Source organism: Pollutimonas rozaliensis, from assembly GCF_048751585.1.
Taxonomy (GTDB): Bacteria; Pseudomonadota; Gammaproteobacteria; order Burkholderiales; family Burkholderiaceae_B.
On sequence record NZ_JAZHOB010000004.1, the window covers coordinates 277,234 to 301,247 of the forward strand.

The 24,014-nt window shown below is 59.9% G+C and carries 23 protein-coding genes and 1 tRNA gene; 8 read left to right on the forward strand and 16 right to left on the reverse strand.

Features of this window, described 5'->3' with window-relative positions:
- Positions 1–16: 16 nt before the first annotated feature.
- The 4 genes from gshA to V0R37_RS09550 all read left to right on the forward strand — a co-directional run bounded on the left by gshA (position 17) and on the right by V0R37_RS09550 (position 2,978).
- Positions 17–1,609 (forward strand): glutamate--cysteine ligase, encoded by a 1,593-nt coding sequence (gshA, locus tag V0R37_RS09535; protein ID WP_420374311.1) that lies wholly within the window; start codon positions 17–19, stop codon positions 1,607–1,609.
- Between the two features lie 290 nt (positions 1,610–1,899).
- Positions 1,900–2,037: a type II toxin-antitoxin system HicB family antitoxin gene (locus V0R37_RS09540; RefSeq protein ID WP_420374312.1), complete on the forward strand. Its 138-nt coding sequence runs from the start codon at positions 1,900–1,902 to the stop codon at positions 2,035–2,037.
- Positions 2,038–2,384: 347 nt separating this feature from the next.
- The gene (locus V0R37_RS09545) at positions 2,385–2,663 is read left to right on the forward strand and encodes a type II toxin-antitoxin system RelE/ParE family toxin (RefSeq protein ID WP_420374413.1); all 279 of its coding nucleotides are present in this window, start codon (positions 2,385–2,387) and stop codon (positions 2,661–2,663) included.
- Positions 2,664–2,675: 12 nt separating this feature from the next.
- Complete coding sequence (locus V0R37_RS09550; RefSeq protein WP_420374313.1) at positions 2,676–2,978, forward strand: HigA family addiction module antitoxin; 303 nt, start codon at positions 2,676–2,678, stop codon at positions 2,976–2,978.
- Positions 2,979–3,047: 69 nt separating this feature from the next.
- Here V0R37_RS09550 and V0R37_RS09555 read toward each other — a convergent pair.
- Positions 3,048–3,122: transfer RNA gene (locus V0R37_RS09555), tRNA-Arg, on the reverse strand.
- A gap of 231 nt (positions 3,123–3,353) precedes the next feature.
- Here V0R37_RS09555 and V0R37_RS09560 point away from each other — a divergent pair.
- Positions 3,354–4,241, forward strand: coding sequence for a c-type cytochrome (locus tag V0R37_RS09560; protein WP_420374314.1), 888 nt, complete (start codon positions 3,354–3,356; stop codon positions 4,239–4,241).
- Positions 4,242–4,369: 128 nt separating this feature from the next.
- Here the strand turns inward: V0R37_RS09560 and V0R37_RS09565 are convergent, their stop codons facing one another.
- Positions 4,370–5,905 carry a 3-hydroxyacyl-CoA dehydrogenase gene (locus tag V0R37_RS09565; protein WP_420374315.1) on the reverse strand — a complete coding sequence of 512 codons (1,536 nt, stop codon included), beginning with the start codon at positions 5,903–5,905 and terminating at the stop codon, positions 4,370–4,372.
- A 43-nt stretch (positions 5,906–5,948) separates the two neighbouring features.
- Positions 5,949–7,169: a CaiB/BaiF CoA transferase family protein gene (locus V0R37_RS09570; RefSeq protein ID WP_420374316.1), complete on the reverse strand. Its 1,221-nt coding sequence runs from the start codon at positions 7,167–7,169 to the stop codon at positions 5,949–5,951.
- Between the two features lie 158 nt (positions 7,170–7,327).
- On the opposite strand from V0R37_RS09570, the gene V0R37_RS09575 reads away from it, so the two are divergent.
- From V0R37_RS09575 to V0R37_RS09585, 3 genes are all read left to right on the forward strand, one after another.
- Positions 7,328–8,308, forward strand: a complete 981-nt coding sequence (locus V0R37_RS09575) for an NAD(P)H-dependent flavin oxidoreductase (protein ID WP_420374317.1) — start codon at positions 7,328–7,330, stop codon at positions 8,306–8,308.
- Positions 8,305–9,045 carry an enoyl-CoA hydratase-related protein gene (locus V0R37_RS09580; RefSeq protein ID WP_420374318.1) on the forward strand — a complete coding sequence of 247 codons (741 nt, stop codon included), beginning with the start codon at positions 8,305–8,307 and terminating at the stop codon, positions 9,043–9,045. Before V0R37_RS09575 ends, V0R37_RS09580 begins: the two co-directional genes overlap by 4 nt.
- Positions 9,046–9,231: 186 nt before the next feature.
- Complete coding sequence (locus tag V0R37_RS09585; RefSeq protein ID WP_420374319.1) at positions 9,232–9,465, forward strand: hypothetical protein; 234 nt, start codon at positions 9,232–9,234, stop codon at positions 9,463–9,465.
- A 117-nt stretch (positions 9,466–9,582) separates the two neighbouring features.
- Here V0R37_RS09585 and V0R37_RS09590 read toward each other — a convergent pair whose 3' ends face one another.
- From V0R37_RS09590 to V0R37_RS09650, 13 genes are all read right to left on the reverse strand, one after another.
- Positions 9,583–11,682: a UvrD-helicase domain-containing protein gene (locus V0R37_RS09590; RefSeq protein ID WP_420374320.1), complete on the reverse strand. Its 2,100-nt coding sequence runs from the start codon at positions 11,680–11,682 to the stop codon at positions 9,583–9,585.
- 47 nt (positions 11,683–11,729) lie between these two features.
- Complete coding sequence (locus V0R37_RS09595; RefSeq protein WP_420374321.1) at positions 11,730–13,841, reverse strand: primosomal protein N'; 2,112 nt, start codon at positions 13,839–13,841, stop codon at positions 11,730–11,732.
- Positions 13,842–14,156: 315 nt separating this feature from the next.
- Positions 14,157–15,227, reverse strand: coding sequence for a uroporphyrinogen decarboxylase (gene hemE, locus V0R37_RS09600; protein ID WP_420374322.1), 1,071 nt, complete (start codon positions 15,225–15,227; stop codon positions 14,157–14,159).
- A gap of 27 nt (positions 15,228–15,254) precedes the next feature.
- A complete protein-coding gene (locus tag V0R37_RS09605; RefSeq protein ID WP_420374323.1) occupies positions 15,255–16,061 on the reverse strand; it encodes a hypothetical protein in 807 nt (268 codons plus the stop codon).
- Positions 16,062–16,254: 193 nt separating this feature from the next.
- The gene (locus V0R37_RS09610; protein ID WP_420374324.1) at positions 16,255–16,680 is read right to left on the reverse strand and encodes a F0F1 ATP synthase subunit epsilon; all 426 of its coding nucleotides are present in this window, start codon (positions 16,678–16,680) and stop codon (positions 16,255–16,257) included.
- A 9-nt stretch (positions 16,681–16,689) separates the two neighbouring features.
- Positions 16,690–18,111 carry a F0F1 ATP synthase subunit beta gene (gene atpD, locus V0R37_RS09615; RefSeq protein ID WP_420374325.1) on the reverse strand — a complete coding sequence of 474 codons (1,422 nt, stop codon included), beginning with the start codon at positions 18,109–18,111 and terminating at the stop codon, positions 16,690–16,692.
- A 48-nt stretch (positions 18,112–18,159) separates the two neighbouring features.
- Positions 18,160–19,068, reverse strand: coding sequence for a F0F1 ATP synthase subunit gamma (atpG, locus tag V0R37_RS09620; protein ID WP_420374326.1), 909 nt, complete (start codon positions 19,066–19,068; stop codon positions 18,160–18,162).
- Between the two features lie 100 nt (positions 19,069–19,168).
- A complete protein-coding gene (gene atpA, locus V0R37_RS09625) occupies positions 19,169–20,710 on the reverse strand; it encodes a F0F1 ATP synthase subunit alpha (protein ID WP_420374327.1) in 1,542 nt (513 codons plus the stop codon).
- A gap of 35 nt (positions 20,711–20,745) precedes the next feature.
- Complete coding sequence (locus tag V0R37_RS09630) at positions 20,746–21,285, reverse strand: F0F1 ATP synthase subunit delta (protein ID WP_420374328.1); 540 nt, start codon at positions 21,283–21,285, stop codon at positions 20,746–20,748.
- A gap of 14 nt (positions 21,286–21,299) precedes the next feature.
- A complete protein-coding gene (locus V0R37_RS09635) occupies positions 21,300–21,770 on the reverse strand; it encodes a F0F1 ATP synthase subunit B (RefSeq protein WP_420374329.1) in 471 nt (156 codons plus the stop codon).
- A 127-nt stretch (positions 21,771–21,897) separates the two neighbouring features.
- Entirely contained in the window at positions 21,898–22,140 is a 243-nt protein-coding gene (gene atpE, locus V0R37_RS09640) for a F0F1 ATP synthase subunit C (protein WP_310932679.1), read from the reverse strand.
- Positions 22,141–22,242: 102 nt separating this feature from the next.
- Positions 22,243–23,121, reverse strand: a complete 879-nt coding sequence (gene atpB / locus V0R37_RS09645; RefSeq protein WP_420374330.1) for a F0F1 ATP synthase subunit A — start codon at positions 23,119–23,121, stop codon at positions 22,243–22,245.
- A gap of 57 nt (positions 23,122–23,178) precedes the next feature.
- Entirely contained in the window at positions 23,179–23,604 is a 426-nt protein-coding gene (locus V0R37_RS09650) for an ATP synthase subunit I (protein ID WP_420374331.1), read from the reverse strand.
- Positions 23,605–24,014 lie beyond the last annotated feature (410 nt).

Sequence of the window (24,014 nt, forward strand, 5' to 3'; positions counted from 1 at the left end):
TTTAAAGATACCCTGAATGACTTCAAGTAACCAACGCCTTGCCGTGCTGGGCTCTCACTTGCCGGTGCTGCAAGGCATATTGCGCGGTATTGAAAAAGAAGGCCTGCGCGTAACAGAGCAAGGCGCGCTGGCAACAACGCCCCACCCCTCGGTCCTTGGTTCGGCATTGGCCAACCCGCGCATCACCACCGACTACTCGGAAGCCTTGCTGGAACTGATTACAGGAACGCACGATTCTACCGAAAGCCTGGTCCACGAGCTGGAGCAGACGCATCGCTACGTTGCGCAGCAGTTGCCAAGCGAACTGATCTGGAATCAGTCCATGCCGGCGCACCTGCCGCCCGAAGCCGAAATTCCCATTGCCTGGTACGGCACATCCAACACCGGCATGCTCAAGCATGTATACCGACGCGGGTTGGCCGAACGCTACGGCAAGGCGATGCAATGCATCGCCGGCGTACACTACAACTTTTCGCTGCCCGATGCATTCTGGGACCTGATCGGCATACAGGGCGCTTCGCAAAGCGAACAGCGCTCCAAGGGCTACCTGGCGCTTATCCGGAATTTCACGCGCTATTCCTGGCTGCTCATGTATTTATTCGGCGCCTCGCCCGCCATATCCAAGAACTTCATGCGCGGCCTGCCCAATCCGCTGCTGGAACTCGACGCCGACACGCTATACCTGCCTTACGCCACCAGCCTGCGCATGAGCGACCTGGGTTATCAGAATAAAGCGCAATCCGATCTGCAGCTTTGCTACAACGATCTGGAAACATTCCTGGCCCGCATGCTGAACGCCGTCACCAAGCCCTGGCCCGCCTACGAGGCCATAGGTACGCATCGCAACGGCGAATGGATACAGCTGAACACCAACATTCTGCAGATCGAAAACGAGTACTACTCCAATATCCGCCCCAAACGCGCCACCGGCCGATGCGAACGCCCCGCCACCGCCCTTGCCGAACGCGGCGTGCAATACATTGAAGTCCGGTGCCTGGATATCGACCCTGAATCGCCCATAGGCATTTCGGCCGGCACCAGCCGCTTCATGGACGCCTTCTTGCTGTTCTGCGCGGCAGAGCAAAGCAAGCTGTTCCCCAATAACGGCTACTGCATGGATAGCCACGATAATTTCAGCGTGGTAGTGAAAGAAGGCCGCAAGCCCGGCCTGGTTCTGGTCAACCAGAATGTGGCCACGACCCGGGAGGAATGGGGTGCGGAGCTGATCGAAGGCATTGCTCCATACGCCCGCTTGCTCGACCAGGCCCAGGGCGGCGACTTGTATGCCCAGGCGCTGGCCATCCAGGCCGAAAAAGTGCGGGACAGCGAAAAAACGCCTTCGGCGCGCCTGCTGCAAACCCTGCGCGACCAGAAGCTGAGCCTGCACGATTACTCGCTCAAGCGCAGCCTGGAACATCGCGAAACCCTGCGCGCGCAGGCGCTGGCACCGGCCGAGCAGGACGAATACGAGACAATCGCCAAGGAGTCGCTAGTCGAGCAGAAAAGACTGGAAGACAGCGACACCGAGGATTTCGACAGCTACGTGGCGCGCTACCACGCCGCGCTCAAGAACACCGACAAAGGGTTGTCCTGCGGTTCATCAAGTTAATGCCAAGGGGTAGACGGCCGCGCCGTTTCCACTACGGCTTTTTCCCGGGCTTGCCGCCTGTGCTCTCATCACCCGAGGATACCGGGTGCTTCGCTCACTCCACGCCGGGAGCATCCGCCGTGCCTTCCGCCTGTATAGCGGCGTAATCCCCTTCCCCGGGACGCTGCCCGCTGCGTGCATCCCGGTCGGCGGCCGCCGTGCCGCGATCAAAAAAAGGATTTGCCCACGCCGACAGTACGCAGCATCCTTAAACAAGCCGGCCTGAAATGATCAGACCAGGAGGAAGCAAATTGCGTTATCCCATCTACGTGCATAAGGAAGGCAACAGCGCCTACGGCGCTACCTTTCCTGATATTCCAGGTTGCTTTGCTGGTGCCGATGATATCCAGGCGTTGCCACGTGCCGAACACGAGATGGCGGAAGCCTGAAACGCAAATCCCGAAGGCCCGCACCTAGCCCAATGCCTAGCCATGGCTATGGCGGAACACCCCCCATGGGGCACACCAATCTCAGGATGTTCTTTAAGGTCTACAGGAAGGGGAAAAGATGGTGCAGCCCGTGGCCGGGAGGAGGCCAAGATGGACGCTCTATTCGCATTGCCGCCGAAACAAAAGCGGCGAACTGCGATTAGTTGATTTCTGTCACGCTGTTATTACAGGCGACATAAGCCATTGATTCTGGCGCGCCCGACAGGAATCGAACCTGTATAGCATTTCAAGAAAATGGCTGAATTTATCGTTTGACGTTAAACGATAAACGCCATAAAATACAGACCATGATAAAAAGCTTCCGCTGCCACGACACCCAAGCTCTTTACAAAGGCAAACGAATCGCTCGTTTTACGAGTTTCCGGACTGTGGCGGAGCGCAAGTTGCAAATGCTCGATAGCGCCAGCACGCTGGATTTTCTGCGGTCACCGCCTGGCAACCGGCTGGAAGCGCTAAAGGGCAACCGAGTCGGGCAACATAGCATCCGCATCAACGATCAGTGGCGGATTTGTTTCATCTGGAGCGCAGAAGGGCCGGAATACGTCGAAATCGTCGATTACCATTGAACGGAGTCCATAATGATCAAAAATGGCATGCGTCCGATTCATCCGGGCGAGATACTACGCGAAGAATACCTCACGCCTCTGGGCATGAGCGTCAACGCTTTGGCCACTCATCTACATGTGCCGGCTACGCGCATGAATGAAATTGTGCGTGAGCGTCGCGGCGTTACACCCGATACAGCGCTACGGCTCGCCGCCTTTTTTGGAGGCGATGCAAGCTCTTGGCTGAACCTGCAACAGGCCTACGACTTGAAATCGGTAGAAGCTCAGATTGCCGAACGCATCATCAAAGACGTACGGCCACTTGAGCATGCCTGAATAAACGGAACCGCTACGCGACTTGATACCTACAAAAAAAGCAGCCCAAAGGCTGCTCTCTGAAATATATGGCGCGCCCGACAGGAATCGAACCTGTATCAAGAGCTTCGGAAACTCTCATTCTATCCATTGAACTACGGGCGCAGGGTCGTCATTGTAGCGTGTTTGCGGGAAAATTTTCCGATGCCCCGAAACCGCGGCGCAGCGGGGGCCATACCCCCATTCATGCACTGAAGCACTAGTCTAGTTATAATCGTTTATTCAGGAGTTTCCGGAAACACCTGCGTGCAAGCGCAAAGACCGTTCTCCTGTAGATAGACCATCACGGAATTCAGGCCTTGGCGCCCTCAGACTAGGAACACGCAGGATTCGATTATGAACAATACGGAAGAACACGTCGAAGAGACCATCGAGGAGCACGAAGGTCTTATCAAAACGCCCAAGCAGCTGATCGTAACCGTGATTCTGGCCTTCATTGTGCCGATTTTCATCATCATGCTGCTCGTCAATCTGGTCGCCGCCAGTTCCGAGATGGGTAGCGGTTCCGATGCACAGACAGCCGAAGCCATTGCCAAGCGCATCCAGCCCGTTGCCGGATTCAGCCTTGTCGACGCCAACGCGCCCAAAGTATTCAAGACCGGCCAGCAAGTGTTCGAATCGACCTGTACAGCCTGCCACACGGCCGGCGTGGCGGGCGCGCCCAAGATTGGCGACAGCGCCGCCTGGGCTCCTTTCGTGAAGGCCGGCTACGAAGACATGGTCAAGAATGCCATCCACGGCATCGGCGCCATGCCTCCCAAGGGCGGAAACCCATCTCTAAGCGATTTTGAAGTGGCCCGCGCGGTCGTCTACATCGCCAACAAGTCCGGCGCTTCGTTCGACGAGCCCAAGGAACCCGCCGTGGAAGGCAAGGCCGACGAAGCCGCCAAGCCCGCCGCTGCGGCACCCAAGGCGGAACCCGCTAAAGCAGCCGCCGCACCTGCCGCCAAAGCCGAAGCGCCCGCCGCTGAAACCGCGGCCATCGATCCGGCCGGCGAAAAACTGTACAAAGCCGTGTGCTTTGCCTGCCACGCCAGCGGCGTAGCCGGCGCGCCAAAATTCGGCGACAAGGCCGCCTGGTCCAAGTACATTGAAACCGGCATGGATGCGATGGTCCAGAATGCCATTCATGGCGTTGGCGCCATGCCTCCTCGCGGCGGCTCGCAAGCCTCCGATGCCGAGGTCAAGGCCGCTGTCGAATACATGGTGCACGCCGCCAAGTAACCGGCTCAGCATCCAAAACAAAAAGCCGCGGCATTTTTTTGCCGCGGCTTTTTGCATTGACTGTCCAGAGAATGATTTCTTGACAGAGGCCCGCCTTAATCAGCAGGCCCTCTCTCCCGGTTGCCCCGTCAGCGGGCGATGCAGGCCGGCTCGGCCCGCAAGGACAAGCCCAATTGCACACGGCGCTGCAACCAGGGGCTGGGCCGGTAGCGCATGTCGCCGGTCACGCGGTGCATGGCCCGAAGGATCTCGAATACATGCGCAGCGCCCAGGGCATCGCCCATGGACAGCGGACCGCCCTTTGGATAGCCCAGGCCCAGCGACACGGCCAGGTCGATATCGGACGGCGTCGCGATGGATTGCTGCGCAATATCGCTGGCCACGTTGACGATGGCCGCCACAATGCGCTGTGCGACAAAACCGGCTGAATCGTCGATGACTGAAACGGCAGTGCCATCGCTGGCGAGCAAGGCATGGGCGGCATCGCGCCATTTCGGCTGTGTGGCCACCGAGCACATCAACACCCGGCGCCGGCCTTGCTCCAGACCGAAGAAGGTGTCCAGCGCGACCGTACGCTCGCCATCGAGCTGATGCTCCCCAACGACACTGGCTGTATCTTCGCCATACGGCGTCACGATAATCAACGCATCCGCGGGAGCGGTCTCTGCCGCAATGACTGTGGCCCCCAGGCTCTTCAGCAAGGCCGCGGCGCGCTTGTGCCCAATAGAATGGTAAGGGGCCAGCCAAACCTTCAAATCCTGCGGCAAGACAGGCACGGGCGGCTCCGTGGGCACCTGCTTCTGCCCTTCGGGATAGGCATAGAAGCCTTCGCCGGTTTTACGGCCCAGCAGCTTGCCCGCCGTGCGGACCGCCGCGATCGGCGAAGGCCGGAAACGCGGCTCATCGTAAAACTGGTGGTAGATGGATTCCATGACGGGATGGGATACATCCAGCGCCGTCAGATCCATAAGTTCGAAGGGCCCCATACGAAAACCCGCCTGCTCGCGCATGATCGCGTCGACCTGATAGTACGGCGCCACCGATTCCTGTGCCGTCTTCAGGCCTTCGATATTCATGCCTCGGCCGGCATGGTTGACGATGAAGCCGGGCATGTCCTTGGCGCGCACAGGCGTATGGCCCATCACGCGCGCCAGGCCCATCAATGCATCGCCCGCCTGGGGGTCGCTGCGCAAGCCGTCGATCACCTCGACGACCTTCATCAATGGTACGGGATTGAAAAAATGGTAGCCCAGAACGCGCCCGGGCCGCTCGCAGGCCTGCGCAATCGCCGTGATGGACAAGGACGAAGTATTCGATGCCAGGATGCAGTCGGGTGCGACGATGCCTTCCAATTGGCGAAAGAGATCGCACTTGACGTCAAGGCGCTCGACCACGGCTTCGATGACCAAGTCGGCCCGGGCCATGTCTTGCAGATCGGAACAAGCCGCGACGCGGGCCAGCGATTCGGCCGCCTGCTGTTCCGATAGCTTTCCCTTGGAGGCAAGCTTGCCCCACATCTGCCGCAGGTTCTCGCGGGCCGCCTCGATGGCCTGGGCATTCAGATCGAACAACAGCACGTCCAGGCCGGCCTGCGCCGCTATCTGTGCAATGCCTCGCCCCATCGCGCCCGCGCCCACTATTCCCACCGTCTTGATGCTTTTCATTTCGTTTGCTCCTGATTTTGCATTGCGCGCCGCGCGAATTCGGTTAAGGGGTCAATTCCCGGATTTCTTCGTCCGAAAGTCCCAGGCGCTCGCGCAGCACTTTTTCGGTGTGCTCGCCCAGCAAGGGCGCCGCATGCCTGTAGCTGACGGGACTGCCGGAAAACCTTAAGGGACTGGCCCCCACAGGCGCCTTTCCGGCGGTGGCATGAGGCAGGGACTGCACCATGCCGCGCGCCCGCACCTGGGGGTTCTCGTATACCTGATCTATCGTGTTGATGGGGCCGGCGGGAACGCCAACGCGCTCCAGGGCCTCCAGCCAATGATCGCGCGCCTGCGTTTTCATTGCTTCGACCAGCATGGGCACCAGCACCTCGCGATTGATCACGCGATTCGAATTGGTTTTGAACCGAGGGTCGTCGGACAGCCCCGGCCGATCTATGACTCGGCAGTAAGCCTGAAACTGCGTATCGTTGCCCACGGCGACAATAAGGTGGCCGTCGGCGGCGGCAAACACCTGGTAAGGAACCAGGTTCTGATGCGCATTGCCGGCCCGCCTGGGCGCAACGCCGGTGGTCATGTAGTTCAGGTTTTGGTTGGCAAGCATGGCGACCTGGCAATCGAGCAGCGCCATGTCTATGTGCTGCCCCAAGCCGCTGCGGGCGCGTTCGTGCAGCGCGGCCAGTATCCCGACCGTCGAATACATGCCCGTCATCAGGTCGGCCACGGCCACGCCGGCTTTCTGGGGGCCGCCTCCCGGCAAATCGTCGCGCTCGCCGGTGATGCTCATCAAGCCGCCCATGCCCTGGATCATGAAGTCGTAGCCCGGCCGGCTGGCGTAAGGGCCGGTTTGGCCGAACCCGGTAATCGAACAATAGATCAGCGCCGGATTGACCGCCTTGATGCTTTCGTAGTCCAGGCCGTACTTGCGCAAGCCGCCGACCTTGAAGTTCTCGACCAGGATGTCGCATTGCGCCGCCAGTTCGCGTACCAGTTCCGCACCGCGTTCGCTGGATATATCCAGCGCCACCGATTGCTTGTTCCGGTTTGCCGAGGCGTAGTAGGCGGCCTCGGTGGTATCGCGGCCCTGCGCATCCTTGATATACGGAGGCCCCCAGCCGCGGGTGTCGTCCCCCGCGCCCGGCCGCTCTATCTTGATGACTTCGGCGCCCAGGTCGGCCAGATTCTGGGTACACCAGGGGCCCGCCAGCACACGCGTCAAATCAAGAACCCGGATTCCGGTCAAAGGTGCTGGACGTAAAGACATGGCGACTGCGTGCTCGAAAAGTAAAACTGGTATTTTGCCTGATCTGGCGCGGACATGTTTCATGGCCAACCTGCGGCGCCTGATCGTATTGTGATTTGGCCCTAGAATACGTCAACACAATACACCCGCAGGCGAGCCTAGAAAGGAGATTCCCCAGCATGCCACGCAGCACTGTCCAGGAGCTTTACCGCCATCTTGCACTACCTGTTATTTCAGCACCCATGTTCATCGTTTCGGGGCCCGAGCTCGTCATTGCGCAGTGCGCCAGCGGCATCGTGGGGTCGATGCCGGCACTCAATGCTCGCCCGCAAGGCGTCCTGACCCAGTGGCTTACGCAGATCGAGACTGCGCTCACCCAATTGAAGGCTCAGGATCCGCAGCGCGCCATTGCGCCCTATGCCATCAATCACATCATCCATAAATCCAATGACAGGCTGGCCGAGGACTTGGCGGTATGCGCTCAGCACAAGGTGCCATTGATCATTACCAGCCTGCGCGCTCCCGATGACGTCGTCGATACTGTGCATGCCTGGGGCGGCAAGGTGTTCCACGACGTGACCACACTGCGTCACGCCCGGAAAGCGCTGGATGCGGGCGTGGACGGGCTTATCCTGGTGTGTTCGGGCGCTGGCGGCCACGCGGGCACGCTCAGCCCTTTTGCCCTGCTGGCCGAAGTACGGAAAATATACGATGGCCCGATAGCCTTGTCGGGATCGATCACACGCGGGCAGGACATTCTGGCGGCACGGGCCATGGGCGCCGACTTCGCCTACATAGGCACGCGTTTCATCGCCAGCCCTGAAGCCCGGGCGGATGAGGCCTACAAGCAGATGCTGGTCCAGGCACAGGCCCAAGACATCATCTACACGCCGTTCTTCACCGGCATCCCCGGCAACTATCTGAAGCCCAGCATAGCGGCCGCCGGCCTGGACCCCGACAATCTGCCCATCCCCGGCTCGGACCACACCAATTTCGGCACCGGCCGCAGCAAACCCTGGCGCGACATCTGGGGCGCCGGCCAGGGCGTGGGCAGCATAGACAGCATCCTGCCCGTGGAGCAGATCGTGGAGAACCTCAAGGCCGAATACCGCCAGGCCTATATGCAACTGGATGACGGCTTCCAGCGAGGCCGCGCATGATCAATATCATCCAGGGCGACTCCTGCGTAACACTGGTCATCGACCGCCCCGAACGGCGCAATGCGCTGACCAATGCCATGTATGCGGAACTTGACCTGGCCTTGCAGGCCGCGCAGGCGGACGCGGGCTGCAAAGCGGTCATCCTGACCGGCTCGGGCGGCCATTTCACCGCGGGGAACGATCTGTCCGAGTTTCAAACCGCGCGCAGCGCGGGCGACAGCCCCGCCCTTGCCTTTCTGCGCAGGCTGGCCGGCATCGATGTGCCTGTCATCGCAGCGGTGGAGGGCCGCGCCGTCGGAGTCGGAGTGACCCTGCTGCAGCATTGCGACTTCGTCTATGCGGGGCACGATGCCGTGTTCAGCCTGCCCTTCGTCTCCCTGGGCCTTTGCCCGGAGGGCGGCTCCAGCCTGCTGATGGCGCAAATTGCGGGTGCGCGCCGGGCGGCCGAATGGCTATTGCTGGGCAGGCCCTTCTCCGCCCGGGAAGCCCAGGACAGCGGCCTCATCACCGCCGCCACCGCCTCCGGCCAAGCGCTGGAGCACGCCAGGCGGATCGCCGCCGAACTGGCCTCCCAGCCAGGGCAGGCCCTGCGCGACTCGAAGCGGATTCTGCGCAATGCCGGCCGGGCCGCGCTGGATAGGGCCTTCGACGACGAAAGAGACCTTTTTACCCAAAGGCTGCGCTCGGAAGAAGCGCAGGCGGCATTCCGGCGGTTTTTCGAGAGCAAGAAGAAATAAGCTCCAATTACCTGTGGAATCGGAGCGGTGGACCGGCCCCGCCGCATGTTTTGGGACCGATAAACCACACTTTCCGACTAATTAGGGTTTACCCCTAGCTTTTACCTAGGGTTAACCCTATAATTACTTATGTCAGCACATAACATTCTGTTCTGTCAGCACATAACCTTAATAGGTGAGGTAATTATGTCGGATCTTTCTTTCAACCAGTACAGCCGTTTGAGTGACTCTCTTGAGCGTGACTTGATGCGTAAAGCATTGACTGATGGAGAGTCTATTTCGATCGTTACCGCGGGCAAGAAGGCGCTGGCGTCCGTCAAGAAAGGCGTAATCGCCGTGTCCAACTACATGATCGCCGTTACGAAGGCCATGGACGAGGCACGTGCCAAAGATGCGCGTTTTTCCCGGGCGCAGTGGTAAATCCCGGAATCACGATCGAGCGCTGAAACTGGCGCTGTAGGCTAAAAGCCTGCCCATTTGGGTAGGCTTTTGTTTTTCTGAGCCGGTGCAAACCAACCCCCTCGCGCGTAAGAGGCATCAAGGTTTGTTCAACATGGCCTTGAGCATTCCCAGCCGCTCTTTGGGACTTAAAGACTGAGTCGCGGGATCCTCGCTTGCCGCAACACCGCCCAAGCCCATTTCCTCGATAAAGCGCGAGCGCTCGCGCACTACATATTCGCGGGCTCGGCGGCGCTTCTTGCACCAAGTCAGGTGCAGGCTGCGCTGGGCACGCGTAATGCCCACATACATCAGCCTGCGCTCCTCCTGAACGCGCAGGGCAAGCGCCTCGGCGGCTGTGGCCGGATCCAGGTCTTCTTCGTCCCGGCCCAGGTGGGGCAGCAAACCCTCTTCGACCCCCACCAGGTAGACATGGGGATATTCCAGGCCTTTGGATGCGTGCAAGGTCGATAGCTTGACGGCATCGGGCTCGTCGTCGTCGCCCCGCTCCAGCATGGTCACCAGGGCCACGTGCTGGACTAGCTCCAGCAGGCCCATATCGGCCTCATCGGCCTTGCGCTTCAGCCATCCGACAAACTCCAGCACATTCTGCCAACGATTCTGCGCCGGGCGCTCTTCCAGAGTGTCGTACAAATAGCGCTCGTACTGGATGGCATTCAACAAGTCGTCCAAAATGGCGCCCGCGGAATCCTGCACCGCGCCGTCCACGCCGGCCACGGCAGAGTCGTCCTGATTATCGACCATCAGGCTGGCCTGGGCCGGACGCAAAAGGACGGCCCCCGCCTTGCGCCCCGCACGCGACTGGATGCGTTGTATGAATTCGCCGAATACGAGCAAGGGCTCGAGCTGCTTGCCCGCCAGTTTTTCCGCCGTATCGATCTCGAAAATCGCCTCGAACAGGGACAGCTGCCGCTCGGCGGCAAATTGGCCCAGGGCCTGCAAGGTGGCCTGCCCTATCCCCCGTCGGGGGGTGGTGGCCGCCCGGATAAAGGCGGGGTCGTCGCTATCGTTTGCGATAAGGCGCAGATACGCCAGGATGTCGCGGATCTCCGGTTTTTCAAAAAAGCTCTGGCCGCCCGAGATCGTGTAGGGAATTCGCAAATTGCGCAATGCCTGCTCCAGAATGCGCGCCTGATGATTGCTGCGGTACAAAACCGCAAAATCCCGCCATTCGGCCTGCCGCTCGAACCGGGCCGCCGACAGGCGCACCGCGACGGCTTCCGCCTCGGCCTCCTCGTCGTCCATGGGCGTGACCTGTATGGACTCGCCCACGCCCAGATCGGACCACAGTTTCTTGCCGAACAGGTTGGGATTCTTGCTGATGACCTGATTGGCCGCAGACAATATCCTTTGCACCGACCGGTAGTTCTGCTCGAGCTTGATAATCTGCAAGCCGGGGTAATCGGTCGTCAGATTGGCCAGGTTCTCCACCGTTGCGCCGCGCCAGGCGTAGATGGCCTGGTCGTCGTCGCCCACCGCCGTGAACATGGCGCGCTGCCCTGTCAGCCATTGCACCAGCCGGTACTGGCAGACATTGGTGTCCTGGTATTCGTCCACCAGCAGGTAATGGACGCGGGCTTGCCAACGCTGCCTGACCTGCTCGTTATTCTCCAGAAGCAAGGCGGGCAGGCGGATCAGGTCGTCGAAATCCACCGACTGATAAGCCGCCAGGGTGGCGCTATAGCTGCGGTAGACCTTGGCCGCCTCGACTTCACTGGGCGACGATGCGCTGCGATCGGCCGCATCGGGATCCATCAGCGCATTCTTCCATAAGGAAATATTCTGCTGGACGGCGCGCAGCCGCGCCTTGTCGGTCGTAGCCAGCAGTTCCTGGATAATCGCCAGGGCGTCGGTGGAATCAAGAATCGAAAAACTGGGCTTCAGCCCGGCATGTGCGGCCTCTTCACGTAGGAACCGCAAGCCCAGGGAATGGAAGGTGCTGACCGTCAGGCCCTTGGCAAGCTTGGAGTCGACCAGCAGCTTGACCCGCTCGTTCATTTCGCGGGCGGCCTTGTTGGTAAAGGTAAGCGCCACCACTTGTCTTGCCTGGTAGCCGCACTCGCGCAGCAGATAGGCGATCTTTTGCGTGATCACGCGTGTCTTGCCGCTACCCGCGCCGGCCAGCACCAGGCATGGGCCGTCCAGATACAACACCGCCTGACGCTGCATCGCGTTCATGTCCTGTGCAACAGTATGGCCTCGTGACGAATTCAATGCCTGCCTTCCTATATTTCCAGCGGATCGACTTCAAGATTGCAGCGTACGCGGCGCTTGCGCGCCAGCTCTGCCACCGCAACGGACCAGGTAGACAGGAAAGCCTGCAAGGCCGGCCGGCTGCCGCTTTCCACTAGCAATTGGGCACGCTCCACGTTGGCGACCCGCACTACCCGCAGCGGCACCGGATCGTAAAGCGTCAGCGAAGACGCCGTGGGATAGCTCGCGGCGTCCTGCTCAGGGAGGGCCCGCGCCAGCGTCAGGAACTCCAGCGCGTCCGCCAATTGCCGGGACTCGGAAGTCAGCAAGGCCTGATGGGCGAAAGGAGGAAGCCCGATCGCTTCGCGCTCATCCAGGGCATAACGAGCGAAACCCTGATAATCGTGGCGTATCAAGGCCTGATACACCGGCTGTTCGGGATAATCGGTCTGGATGATGACTTCGCCGCCCTTCACATGGCGGCCGGCTCGGCCCGACACCTGCATCAGCTGGGCAAACAGCCGTTCAGGCGCGCGGAAGTCCTGGGCGAAAAGCATGGCGTCCGCATTCAGCACGCCCACCAGACCCAGATTGGTAAAGTCGTGCCCCTTGGCGACCATTTGGGTGCCGACCAGCAGATCGACATCGCCGGCATGCACCTTGGCGAACAAGGCGGCGGCGCTGCCTTTCAGCCGGGTGCTGTCGGCGTCGATGCGCGCGATGCGCGCCTGGGGAAAGAGCTCGGCCAGATGCTCCTCGACCCGTTGCGTACCGCGCCCCATCGGCTTCAGGTCCTGGTCGCCGCAGTCGGGACAGGCATGCGGCACCCGCGCCTGATAGCCGCAATGATGGCATTGCAGGTAATTGCGTCGCCCCGCGCTGCGATGCAGCACTGTATAAGCGGTGCAGCGCGGGCATTGGCTTACCCACCCGCAAGAGGCGCAATTGAGGACCGGGGCATAGCCGCGCCGGTTCAGGAATATCAGCGATTGCTGGCCACTATCCAGCCGCTGGCCCAGGGCTTCGACCAATTGCGGGGAAAAACCCTGCTGCATGGCAAGGCGGCGGGTGTCGACCAGGCGCACCTTGGGCAGTTCCACGTCGCGGGCCCGTTGCGCCAGGGTATACCGCAAATAATGGCCTTTGTCGGCATGCTTCCAGCTTTCCAGCGAAGGCGTGGCCGAGCCCAGGACGATGGGTATATCGCGGTCGCGCGCTCGCCAGACAGCCAGGTCGCGGGCGGAATAGCGCAAGCCGTCCTGCTGCTTATAGGATGTGTCATGTTCTTCGTCGACAATGATCAGCCCCAGATCGGCAATGGGCGCAAAAATGGACAGGCGCGTACCCAGCAGTACCCGGGCCTGGCCCCGCTGTATGCGTAGCCAGGCCTGCAGGCGCTCGCCGTCGGCAAGGCCGCTATGCATCACCGCCAAGGCGTCGGCACCGGCCAAGCCCGCCAGCCGCGCCCTCAAGGACTGCTCAAGCTGCGGGGTCAGGTTGATTTCGGGAACCATGAACAAGACCTGCCGCCCGCGTGCGAGCGCCGCCTGGATGGCATGCAGGTAGACTTCGGTTTTTCCGCTGCCGGTCACGCCGTGCAAAAGCACGGTCTTATGCGCTTGCAGCGCCGCTATCGCCTGCGCGGCGGCGAGCTGCTCGGCATTCAGCACGGGAGCCTGGTCGGCTGCCACGGCATCCGCCAGGACCGGCTTGCGCCGATCGAGCCGTTGCACGGGTCCTCCCGCAGAGCGCTTGCCCTGATAGGCGGATACCTTGCGCAAGCCCGCCGGTAGCGCCGGCAACATCACTTCGCCCAAAGGCCGCTGGTAATACTGCGCCGCGAAGGATGCCAGCCGCAACCAGTCCGAGGACAAGGGCGGAGTGTCGTCCAGGATCTGTTCGACCTCTTTGACCTGGGCGGGATCGAATGCGGGCTGGGCCGGCGTCGCCACTACGACACCCACCAATTTGCGGCGCCCGAAAGGCACGATGACCCGGGCGCCGACACACGCTTCGGCGGGAGCCCGATAATCGAACACGCCCTGCAAGGGAACGTCGAGCGCCACCTGCACCCAGCGGGCCGGCCCGGCGGCGGTATCGGGGGCCAGTGCAGTGGGTGATTCGGATGGGGTGGATGGGGACATCAATACTTAAAGTAGATTCTTGTTTAGCGTCTTAAATACCTGTCGCCATGAGAGTTCGATATTTTTTTGAGAGCCTGTGGATAACTTTGGGGAAAATCCTTTTAACAACTTTTAAAAAGTCAACCGCCAGAACCTGAAATAGTTGAACCAAGCTAATAACCCAGCCTGATATTCCATTTAAAACAATAGCTTATATAAAAAACAGAGAGCTTGAAACGCCTGCCCAAAAAAATGTTGCACAGCATCGTAAACTGTGAACAACCTTGATATTCGGGCAGGAAAAATAGGGGTTTTACCCCTTGCATGCAAGCACAATTAGTGCTTGGAATGGCTGTAGGTATGAACCTCGTCGACGAGCGACTGGACCGCCGCCGGAGGGGTGAAACGTGAGATTCCATGGCCCAGATTAAAGACGTGGCCCCCTTGGCCGACTGTGCCGAAGTCGTCGATGACCTTGCGTGCCTGGGTACGGATGGCGGCATCCCCGCCGAACAGCGCCATGGGGTCAAGATTGCCTTGCAGTGCAACAGAATCGCCCAGGCGTTGGCGCGCCTGGGACAGGTTGGCTGTCCAGTCCAGTCCCACGGCATCGCAGCCGCTGGCCGCAATGCCTTCTATCCATTGTGCGCCGCCCTTGGTGAAGACGATGACCGGCACGGCCCGCCCCTCGTGGTGACGGATCAGTCCCTGCACGACTTTTTGCGTATAGGCCAGGGAAAACTCCTGGAACAGGCCATCGGACAGCACGCCGCCCCAGCTATCGAAGATCATCACGGCCTGCGCGCCCGCCTGAATTTGGGCATTCAGGTAATTTTGGGTCGTTTGCGCGTTGATATCCAGGATGCGATGCAGCAGATCGGGGCGGCTGTACAGCATGGTCTTGATCAGTCGGTAGTCGCTGGAGCCCTGCCCTTCGACCATGTAACAGCCTACGGTCCAGGGACTGCCGGCAAAACCGATCAGGGGGACTTTACCGTCGAGTTCTTTGCGGATCAGCGACACGGCGTCAAAGACGTACTGCAACCGCGACATGTCGGGTACCGCCAGCTTCTTGACATCGTCCTCGTGACGCAGGGGGTGCGCGAACTTGGGGCCTTCGCCTGCCAGGAAGTCCAGGCCCAGCCCCATGGCGTCGGGAACCGTAAGGATGTCGGAAAACAGAATGGCGGCATCCAGGTCGAAGCGCAACAAGGGCTGCAAGGTGACCTCACAGGCGTATTCGCGATTCTGCGCCAGCCCCATGAACGAGCCGGCACGCGCCCGGGTTTCGTTGTATTCAGGCAGATAACGTCCCGCCTGGCGCATCAGCCATATAGGGGTATAGGGAACCGGCTCGCGCATCAAGGCGCGCAAGAAGACATCGTTCTTTAAAGTTGGTGCAGTCACGTCTATCCTTATTCAAGACTATTGATTTTACCCGTCTCTGGGGTGGGTGGGGGCGGGTTCGCGGCGGAACGGAGCCGCATCGATCTCATGCTTGCGCATCAGGGCCCAGAACGCCCGGCGGTGCTTCTGGGCGGCGCGGGCGGCCATGGCGATATTGCCCGAATGGCGGCCCAACGCCGCGGTGATGTAGGCCCGCTCGAATCGTTCGATGACCTGGCTTTTCGCGGCCCGGAACGATTCCCGGGATGTAGCGCAGCGGGACGCCGAGGCGATGGCGAAGGCCTCGAGCTCCATGCCGCTGCGTTCAAGAATGGTTTCGCACAAAGCATCCTGGCCGGACTTTGCCGCATTGCGGGCGACGGCGCCGTAGCCGGCCTTGGTTTCGGCCAATGCGCTGGTGCCGGCGGGCGGCAAGCCAAGGTAGCGGCGGGTATCGAGCAGCCGTTCGATGCGGGCGCGCAGTTCTTCGATGCACACCGGGTCGCGCATGAAATCGGCCAGCCCCAGGGAGTAGAGATCGTTCAGCGCGGCGGCCTTGAGGCCTCGCACCAGCGCCACAAGCGGGGTCTGGACCACGCCTTTCGCGGCGGACAGGGTGGTGCGTACCCACGGCAGGTTGGATTCGGTAACCGGCAAAAGGCAGACGTCGAACCGCCGCAGATGCATGGACAGATCCGCCAGCGCGCGCATCGAATCGGTTGCGGCCAGGTCGACGCCATGGTCGCCAAGAGCTTGCAGATGCAGCCGGCCGCCCACATGCGATCCCAGCCACGGCATGATCCAATCATCGGTGCAAGCGGTGCGCAGCACAGCGCAGTCCAAACGTTCCCTCATGATGTCCTCCCAGGTTATCGAGCAGATAGCGCAAGAGTAGTGAGGCGCGGGGACGCCAACAATTCGGAGTTCTCTTAACTCGGGAAGTACCTACGCAATATCAGATCATGCGCAGGCAAGAAAAAGGGCGCCCCGCAAAGGGCACCCTTAGGGCGAAACCGGCTCCGCGCTAGCGGGCCGGCTCGCGTTCCGATCAGTGCGAGCGCCGTGTCTGGCTGAGCTTGCGCGCGGCGGCCGCCTGGGCGGCCAGCATGGCCAGCTCGGCCTCGACCACGGCAATATCGGCCTTGTCCTTGGCGTTGCGCAGGGCCTCTTCGGCTTGCTTGCGCGCCTCGAGAGCCTTGGCTTCGTCGAGATCCTCGGCACGGATGGCGGTATCGGACAGCACCGTGACCGTACCTGGCTGGATCTCGAGTATGCCGCCGGCAACGAAAATGCTGACTTCGGTATCGTCGGCCAGGACGACCTTGACGGTCCCGGGCCGGATGCGCGAAATAAGCGGCGTGTGGCCGGGCAGTATGCCCAGCTCGCCAGACTCGCCAGGCAGGGTCACGAACTTCGCCTCACCGGCGAAGATCGATTCTTCTGCGCTGACTACGTCAACATGCAAGTTGGCCATGTTGGTTCCTTATTGGAGTTTCTTGGCTTTTTCGAAGGCTTCGTCGATGGATCCGACCATGTAGAAAGCCTGCTCGGGCAATGCATCGCATTCGCCGTCGACAATCATCTTGAAGCCGCGCAGGGTTTCAGTGAGCGGAACATATTTGCCGGGCGAACCGGTAAAGACTTCGGCCACGTGGAAAGGCTGCGACAGGAAGCGCTGGATCTTGCGCGCGCGGGCAACAGCCTGCTTGTCTTCCGGCGAAAGCTCGTCCATGCCCAGAATTGCAATGATATCGCGCAATTCCTTGTAGCGCTGCAAGGTCTGCTGCACGCCGCGGGCCACTGCGTAGTGCTCTTCGCCCACGACTTGCGGGTCGAGCTGGCGGCTGGTGGAGTCGAGCGGATCGACCGCGGGGTAGATACCCAGGGCGGCGATGTCGCGCGACAACACGACGGTGGAGTCCAAGTGCTGGAAGGTCGTTGCGGGCGAAGGATCGGTCAAGTCATCGGCAGGAACGTAAACGGCCTGGATCGATGTAATGGAACCGGTCTTGGTCGAGGTAATGCGCTCTTGCAGCTTGCCCATTTCTTCGGCCAGCGTAGGCTGATAACCCACGGCCGAAGGCATACGGCCCAGCAGTGCGGACACTTCGGTTCCGGCCAGGGTGTAGCGATAGATATTGTCGACGAAGAACAGGATGTCGCGGCCTTCGTCGCGGAATTTTTCCGCCATGGTCAGGCCGGACAAGGCCACGCGCAGACGGTTGCCGGGAGGCTCGTTCATCTGACCGAACACCATGGCCACTTTGGACTCTTTCAGGTTGTCCATTTGAATGACGCCGGCTTCTGCCATTTCGTGGTAGAAGTCGTTGCCTTCGCGAGTACGCTCGCCCACGCCGGCGAACACGGACAAGCCGCTGTGCGCCTTGGCGATGTTGTTGATCAGTTCCAGCATGTTCACAGTCTTGCCCACGCCGGCGCCGCCGAACAGGCCGACCTTGCCGCCCTTGGCGAACGGGCAGACCAGGTCGATAACCTTGATGCCGGTTTCGAGCAGCTCAACCGAAGGGGAGAGCTCGTCGAACTTGGGAGCGTCCTGGTGGATGGCGCGCACTTCTTCGCTTTGGATGGGGCCGCGTTCATCGATGGGGCGACCCAGCACGTCCATGATGCGTCCCAGCGTGCCTTCGCCGACCGGTACCGAAATGGGAGCGCCCGAGTTGGCCACTTCCATGCCGCGGCGCAGGCCGTCGGAGGAACCCATGGCAATGGTGCGCACCACGCCGTCGCCCAATTGCTGCTGGACTTCGAAGGTGAGCCCGGCTTCGGCGAAATCCGAGCTGGTGTCGACGAGCTTGAGCGCGTCGTAGATTTTTGGGATGCGGTCGCGGGGGAACTGAATATCCACCACGGCGCCGATGCACTGAACGATGGTACCGTTGCTCATGTTTAGTCCTTGCTAAATATCTTTGACGGGATGCCTTTCTGTTAATGCTTAAACAGCGGCAGCGCCCCCCACGATTTCTGAAATTTCTTTGGTAATGGCGGCTTGGCGGGTCTTGTTGTAGACCAGTTCAAGATCGCCGATGACTTTCTTGGCGTTGTCGGATGCCGCTTTCATGGCCACCATCCGGGCGGACTGCTCGGAGGCCATGTTTTCCGCAACGGCCTGATACACCAGGCCTTCCACGTAGCGCATCAACAGTTCGTCGATAACGGTCTTGGAGTCCGGCTCGTAGATGTAGTCCCAGCCGTAGGTCGACTTGGCCGCGCCCGGAACGTCGGCGGCGTCGCCTTCGGACTGGAAGGGATCGGCCAGGCCGCAGGGCAAAGGCAGCAAGCGGATAAAGCTGGGATCCTGCTTCATCGTGTTCACGAAACGGTTCGTAGCCAGGTAGATGGCGTCGATCTTGCCATCGATGAAGTCGTCGATCTGCACCTTGATGGCGCCAATAAGGCGTTCAAGATTGGGCTTGTCGCCAAGCTGGACTTCCTGCGATACCAGGTTGGCGCCGATACGCGTCAGAACGCCCGCGCCCTTGTTGCCCAGCGCCGTCGCCTGTACCGTAATGCCCTTCTGGTCGAACTCTTTGAGGCGGGCCAGCACCAGGCGCATGATGTTGGTGTTCAAGCCGCCGCACAGGCCCTTGTCGGTCGAAACGACAACAACGCCCACCGCACGCACATCATTGCGTTCGATCATGTAGGGGTGCGTGTAATCGGGATGCGCCTGCATCAGATTGGCGGCGATTTCCCGCACCTTGTTTGCATAGGGACGGCCCGCACGCATCCGGTCTTGCGCCTTGCGCATTTTGGATGCCGCGACCATCTCCATGGCTTTGGTGATCTTGCGCGTGTTTTGCACGCTCTTGATCTTGGTTCGAATTTCCTTAATTCCGGCCATCGCTCTTTCCTGAAAGGGCGTTATAGCGGGGCTGCTTGCGCAAGCCCCACCGTACGTATGGATACTGAAGCTGGTGCTTCATCACCCTCGCCAGTCAACCTTAAAAAGCACCGTGCTTTTTGAACTCTTGTATGGCTGCAACCAGTTCGGCCTCGTCGTCCTTGGACAGCTCTTTGGTGTCTTCGACACGCTTGATCAGCCCTTCGTGCTTGGACTTCAGGTAATCCTTCAGTGCCTTCTCGAAAGGCAGGATCTGAGCCACGTCCAGGTCGTCGAGGTAGCCGTTGTTGACCGAGAACAAGGTGACGGCAAGTTCCCAAACCTGCAAAGGCTGGTACTGCGGCTGCTTGAGCAGTTCAACGACGCGCTTGCCGCGCTCGAGCTGGCGACGCGTGGCGTCGTCCAGATCGGACGCAAACTGGGCGAAGGCGGCCAATTCGCGATACTGGGCCAAGTCGGTACGGATGCCGCCCGATAGCTTCTTCACAACCTTGGTCTGGGCGGCGCCACCGACACGCGACACCGAGATACCGGCGTTGATGGCGGGACGGACACCGGCGTTGAACAAGTCGGTTTCCAGGAAGATCTGGCCGTCGGTAATGGAAATGACGTTGGTCGGAACGAAGGCGGACACGTCGCCGGCCTGAGTTTCGATGATGGGCAGCGCGGTCAGCGAACCGGTCTTGCCCTTGACTTGGCCATTGGTGAACTTCTCGACGTACTCTTCATTGACGCGCGCAGCACGTTCCAGCAGGCGCGAGTGCAGGTAGAACACGTCGCCGGGGTAGGCTTCGCGGCCGGGCGGGCGGCGCAGCAGCAGCGATACCTGGCGGTAGGCCCAGGCTTGCTTGGTCAGATCGTCGTAAATGATCAGGGCGTCTTCGCCGCGATCGCGGAAGTATTCGCCCATGGTGCAGCCCGAGTAGGCCGACAGATACTGCATGGCGGCGGAGTCGGATGCCGCGGCGGCGACGATGATGGTGTATTCAAGCGCGCCGTGCTCTTCGAGCTTGCGGACCACGTTGCTGATCGTCGATGCCTTCTGGCCGATAGCGACGTAAACGCAGGTTACGTTCTTGCCTTTCTGGCTGATGATGGTGTCCACGGCGACGGCGGTCTTGCCGGTCTGTCGGTCGCCGATGATCAGCTCGCGCTGGCCGCGGCCGATAGGCACCATGGAGTCGATGGCCTTGATACCGGTCTGCAGAGGCTGCGATACCGATTTACGGGCAATAACGCCGGGAGCAACCTTTTCGATGATGTCGGTGGCTTTGGCATTGATGGGGCCTTTGCCGTCGATGGGCGAACCCAGGGCGTCGACCACACGGCCGCGCAGCTCGGGACCGACGGGCACCTCAAGAATGCGGCCGGTGGTTTTGACCGGATCGCCTTCGGAAACGCCAGTGTAATCGCCCAGAATAACCGCGCCGACGGAGTCGCGCTCGAGGTTGAGCGCAAGTCCGAACACGTTGTTCGGGAATTCAAGCATTTCGCCTTGCATCACATCGGACAGGCCGTGGATGCGGGTAATACCGTCGGTCACGGAAACGACCGTGCCCTGCGTACGTACGTCGGTGGACGCGCCCAGGCCTTCTATGCGGCTCTTGAGCAGTTCGCTGATCTCTGACGGGTTAAGTTGCATGTTCAGACTCCTGGAATCCTGTTATCTGGCGCGCTTCAGGCGGCCAGAGTGTCGCGCATGCGGGCCAACTGGGCCTGCACAGAAGTATCAAGTACTTGGTCGCCAACGATCACGCGCACGCCGCCGATAAGATCGGCATCCACCGTGACAGCCGGCTTCAATTTGAGGCCAAACTTTTTTTCCAGCCCGGACACCAGCTGCTGGACCTGATCATCGGCCAGCGGATAAGCGCTGATGATCTGTGCCAGCGCCGTACCTTCCTGCTGGTTCTTCAACTGTTCGAATTGCTCGGCGATTTGCGGCAAAACCAGGATGCGGTTGTTGCTGACGAGCAATTCAATAAAGTTACGCGCCTGCGCCGAAAGCGGAGACTTGATCAAACCCGTAAACAGTTCAGTACGCTGGGCGGTGTTGAGCCTTGGATCGGTCAGTGCCTCGCGCACATCGTCCTGGCTTGCCACGTGCGCAAGCTCGGACGCCAGATCCGACCACGATGCCAGGCTGGCCTGGTCGTTGCGCGCCGTGGCGAACAGCGCCTCGGCGTACGGTCTGGCAATTGTCGATAGTTCAGCCATGGCTTGCCCTGAGTTTAAAGTTGAGCCTTGAGCTGGTTCAGCAGCTCGGCGTGTGCCTGTGCGTCAACTTCTCGTTTGAGAATCTGCTCTGCACCCTTGACCGCCAGAATGGCGACATCGGCACGCAAGCCTTCACGCGCACGCTGGACCTCTTGGGCCGCGTCCTGCTGGGCTTGTGCAACGATACGCGCTTTCTCGGCTTCGCCTTCGCGGCGAGCCTGGTCGATAAGAGCCGCTGCCTGTTTCTCGGCCTCGACCATGCGAGCATGGTTTTCTGTTTTTGCAGACGCCTCGATCAGGCTGATGCGCGCCTGGGCCTGGGCCAGGTCGGCCTTGCCCTTGTCGGCGGCCGCGAGGCCGTCGGCAATTTTCTGACGGCGATCATCCATTGCTTTCGTAAGGGGCGGCCATACGAATTTCATCGTAAACCAGCCCAACACGAAAAACACGATCATCTGAAAAAAGAGAGTCGCGTTTAAATTCACGGTCGTTTCCCTTTAATACCACTTGTGCCGGGCGGCCTGGCCGCAAGACACCTAATGTCCATGCCGCAGGCCGGCGCCACACGGCCGACTGCGGCTGCTTAACCCGCCTTGCGGCGAGCTGCAATGCTTACCCGACGAAGGGGTTGGCGAATGCGAACAACATGGCAATACCGACACCGATCAGGAATGCTGCGTCGATAAGGCCGGCCAACAGGAACATTTTGGTTTGCAGTGCGTTCATCAGCTCGGGCTGACGAGCCGAAGCTTCCAAATATTTACCACCCATCAGAGCGATACCAATGCAAGCGCCGATAGCGCCGAGACCAATAATAATACCGCAAGCCAGAGCAACGAAAGCAACGTTGGTCATAACAACTCCTTGGTTAAAAACCGTGTAATCAAAAAGTCAAAAAAATGCATTGCAAGAACATCTTGCACCCCGGCCGGACAAAACTGCCCGGACCGAAAACTATTAATGGCCTTCGTGAGCCTGACCCACATACACCAGGGTCAACATCATGAAAATAAAGGCCTGCAACAGCACGATCAGTATGTGGAAGATTGCCCACATGGATCCCGCCAGAACATGCCCGATACCCAAGCCTATGCTTGCGCCATTAAATCCGGTCCATGCGCCGCCCAGCAAGGCGATCAGCATGAAGATGAGTTCGCCGGCAAACATATTGCCGAACAACCGCATGCCCAGCGACACCGACTTGGCGGCGTACTCGATGCAATTCAGAAGAAAGTTGAATGGAGCCAGGACCAGGCCGGCAATTCCGGGCGCATGGAAAGGCGCTGTAAACAGTTCTTTGACAAAACCGCCCGGATGCTTGATCTTGATGCCGTAATAGAACATCAATAGCAGCACACCCAGCGACATGCCCATGGGCACATTCAGGTCGGCCGTAGGCAGGATGCGGTGGTAATAGAGCGGATCGCCATGATGCGAACCCAGGCCGGTAAGCTTGAACACCCAGGCCAGGAAGTCGACCGGCACCAGATCGAGCATGTTCATGAGGATGATCCACAAGAACACGGTCATGGCCAGCGGAGAGACAAAGCGGCGCGAGACTTCGTTGGGAACAATGCTTTTAGCCTGTTCCTCGACCATATCGACCATCATCTCGACAAAAGCCTGGAAGCGTCCTGGAACGCCCGCATTGGCCAGTTTCGCAGCGCGCCACATCAGGAAGACGACCACAAGACCGGTAAGAATGGACCAGAATAGGGAGTCGTAATTGACGAAGCTGAAATTGGCGATGGCCGACTGCTTGGCACCAACGTTATTCAGGTGAACCAAGTGATGCTGAATATACTCAGACTGTGGCGAAATATCACTAGCAGCCATCTGAACCCTTATCCTGTTGACGAGCGTGCAAAGCCCATGAATTAACACACAAAAAAACTATGGCAGTTTGCGGAACATCAGCAACAGCACATAGCCTTTTAAAACACATACCAAACCGAAGAGCATGGCGGGCCACACCAGCCAGCCCCGCCCCAGCCACGCAGCCAGGCCCATTATCAGAATGGCCGATCCCAGCTTGAAGGCCTCGCCCACAAAAAAAGTAAGCGGACTGGATTTTACCGGACCCAAAAGGCCCAGCAGCAAACGTAAAGCGAACAACGCATTGGGCACGAAATAGGCCGCGGCGCCAATCAGGGCGGAAACCGCAGCCTCACCACCTGACACCAGCCAGGAAATCAAGACAGACCCCACCAGCATGACCGCCTGCGCGACAAGCGTACGGACGATGCCGCTGCTTGCTCGCAGGTTTAGGGCTTCGCGATCCCGATCAGAAAGCACGAGCTGCGCCTGGTCTTGATTCATAGTCTTGATTCGTTGTGTACCCAGCAACTGCAAACCCGAGGCTGGCGAACCCAAGATGCCATTCCCGCCATCGGCCTAAAGGACTACACCCACGTGGCGTCAAACTCATAGAGTATAGCTTTATTTTTTGCATGTAAGCAAGTTGTCAGCTCGTTTTTTTCAAGGCCAAGCGCACAAAACGCTTTGCAGCCAAGGCGCGGCTGGTTGAATTCGCATACGCCAAGTTTTTCTAAGCAATGGCCTAAATATTTCTGCCTTGCGACCGGGCAAAGCTGAACGATAAACTGGCCCGACAACAATGTGCCGGCAAGATTCCATCAGCCGCGGCACATAAAAAACAGACGCCCGGAGACATCCAACTGCGCGATCTGCCCCACAACGGCCCTACGTCACCCTCGAACGGCTTGCTG

Bases quoted from the DNA above. Each gene is read 5' to 3' on its own strand.
- V0R37_RS09610 (WP_420374324.1), bottom strand. From the start codon at position 16,680: ATGGCCAACTTGCATGTTGACGTAGTCAGCGCAGAAGAATCGATCTTC.
- V0R37_RS09595 (WP_420374321.1), bottom strand. From the start codon at position 13,841: ATGTCCCCATCCACCCCATCCGAATCACCCACTGCACTGGCCCCCGAT.
- V0R37_RS09570 (WP_420374316.1), bottom strand. From the start codon at position 7,169: ATGTCTTTACGTCCAGCACCTTTGACCGGAATCCGGGTTCTTGATTTG.
- V0R37_RS09585 (WP_420374319.1), top strand. From the start codon at position 9,232: ATGTCGGATCTTTCTTTCAACCAGTACAGCCGTTTGAGTGACTCTCTT.
- V0R37_RS09545 (WP_420374413.1), top strand. From the start codon at position 2,385: ATGATAAAAAGCTTCCGCTGCCACGACACCCAAGCTCTTTACAAAGGC.
- V0R37_RS09565 (WP_420374315.1), bottom strand. From the start codon at position 5,905: ATGAAAAGCATCAAGACGGTGGGAATAGTGGGCGCGGGCGCGATGGGG.
- V0R37_RS09575 (WP_420374317.1), top strand. From the start codon at position 7,328: ATGCCACGCAGCACTGTCCAGGAGCTTTACCGCCATCTTGCACTACCT.
- V0R37_RS09580 (WP_420374318.1), top strand. From the start codon at position 8,305: ATGATCAATATCATCCAGGGCGACTCCTGCGTAACACTGGTCATCGAC.
- atpD (WP_420374325.1), bottom strand. From the start codon at position 18,111: ATGAGCAACGGTACCATCGTTCAGTGCATCGGCGCCGTGGTGGATATT.
- V0R37_RS09630 (WP_420374328.1), bottom strand. From the start codon at position 21,285: ATGGCTGAACTATCGACAATTGCCAGACCGTACGCCGAGGCGCTGTTC.
- V0R37_RS09650 (WP_420374331.1), bottom strand. From the start codon at position 23,604: ATGAATCAAGACCAGGCGCAGCTCGTGCTTTCTGATCGGGATCGCGAA.
- V0R37_RS09560 (WP_420374314.1), top strand. From the start codon at position 3,354: ATGAACAATACGGAAGAACACGTCGAAGAGACCATCGAGGAGCACGAA.
- V0R37_RS09550 (WP_420374313.1), top strand. From the start codon at position 2,676: ATGATCAAAAATGGCATGCGTCCGATTCATCCGGGCGAGATACTACGC.
- gshA (WP_420374311.1), top strand. From the start codon at position 17: ATGACTTCAAGTAACCAACGCCTTGCCGTGCTGGGCTCTCACTTGCCG.
- V0R37_RS09605 (WP_420374323.1), bottom strand. From the start codon at position 16,061: ATGAGGGAACGTTTGGACTGCGCTGTGCTGCGCACCGCTTGCACCGAT.
- atpB (WP_420374330.1), bottom strand. From the start codon at position 23,121: ATGGCTGCTAGTGATATTTCGCCACAGTCTGAGTATATTCAGCATCAC.
- V0R37_RS09590 (WP_420374320.1), bottom strand. From the start codon at position 11,682: ATGAACGCGATGCAGCGTCAGGCGGTGTTGTATCTGGACGGCCCATGC.
- atpA (WP_420374327.1), bottom strand. From the start codon at position 20,710: ATGCAACTTAACCCGTCAGAGATCAGCGAACTGCTCAAGAGCCGCATA.
- atpE (WP_310932679.1), bottom strand. From the start codon at position 22,140: ATGACCAACGTTGCTTTCGTTGCTCTGGCTTGCGGTATTATTATTGGT.
- atpG (WP_420374326.1), bottom strand. From the start codon at position 19,068: ATGGCCGGAATTAAGGAAATTCGAACCAAGATCAAGAGCGTGCAAAAC.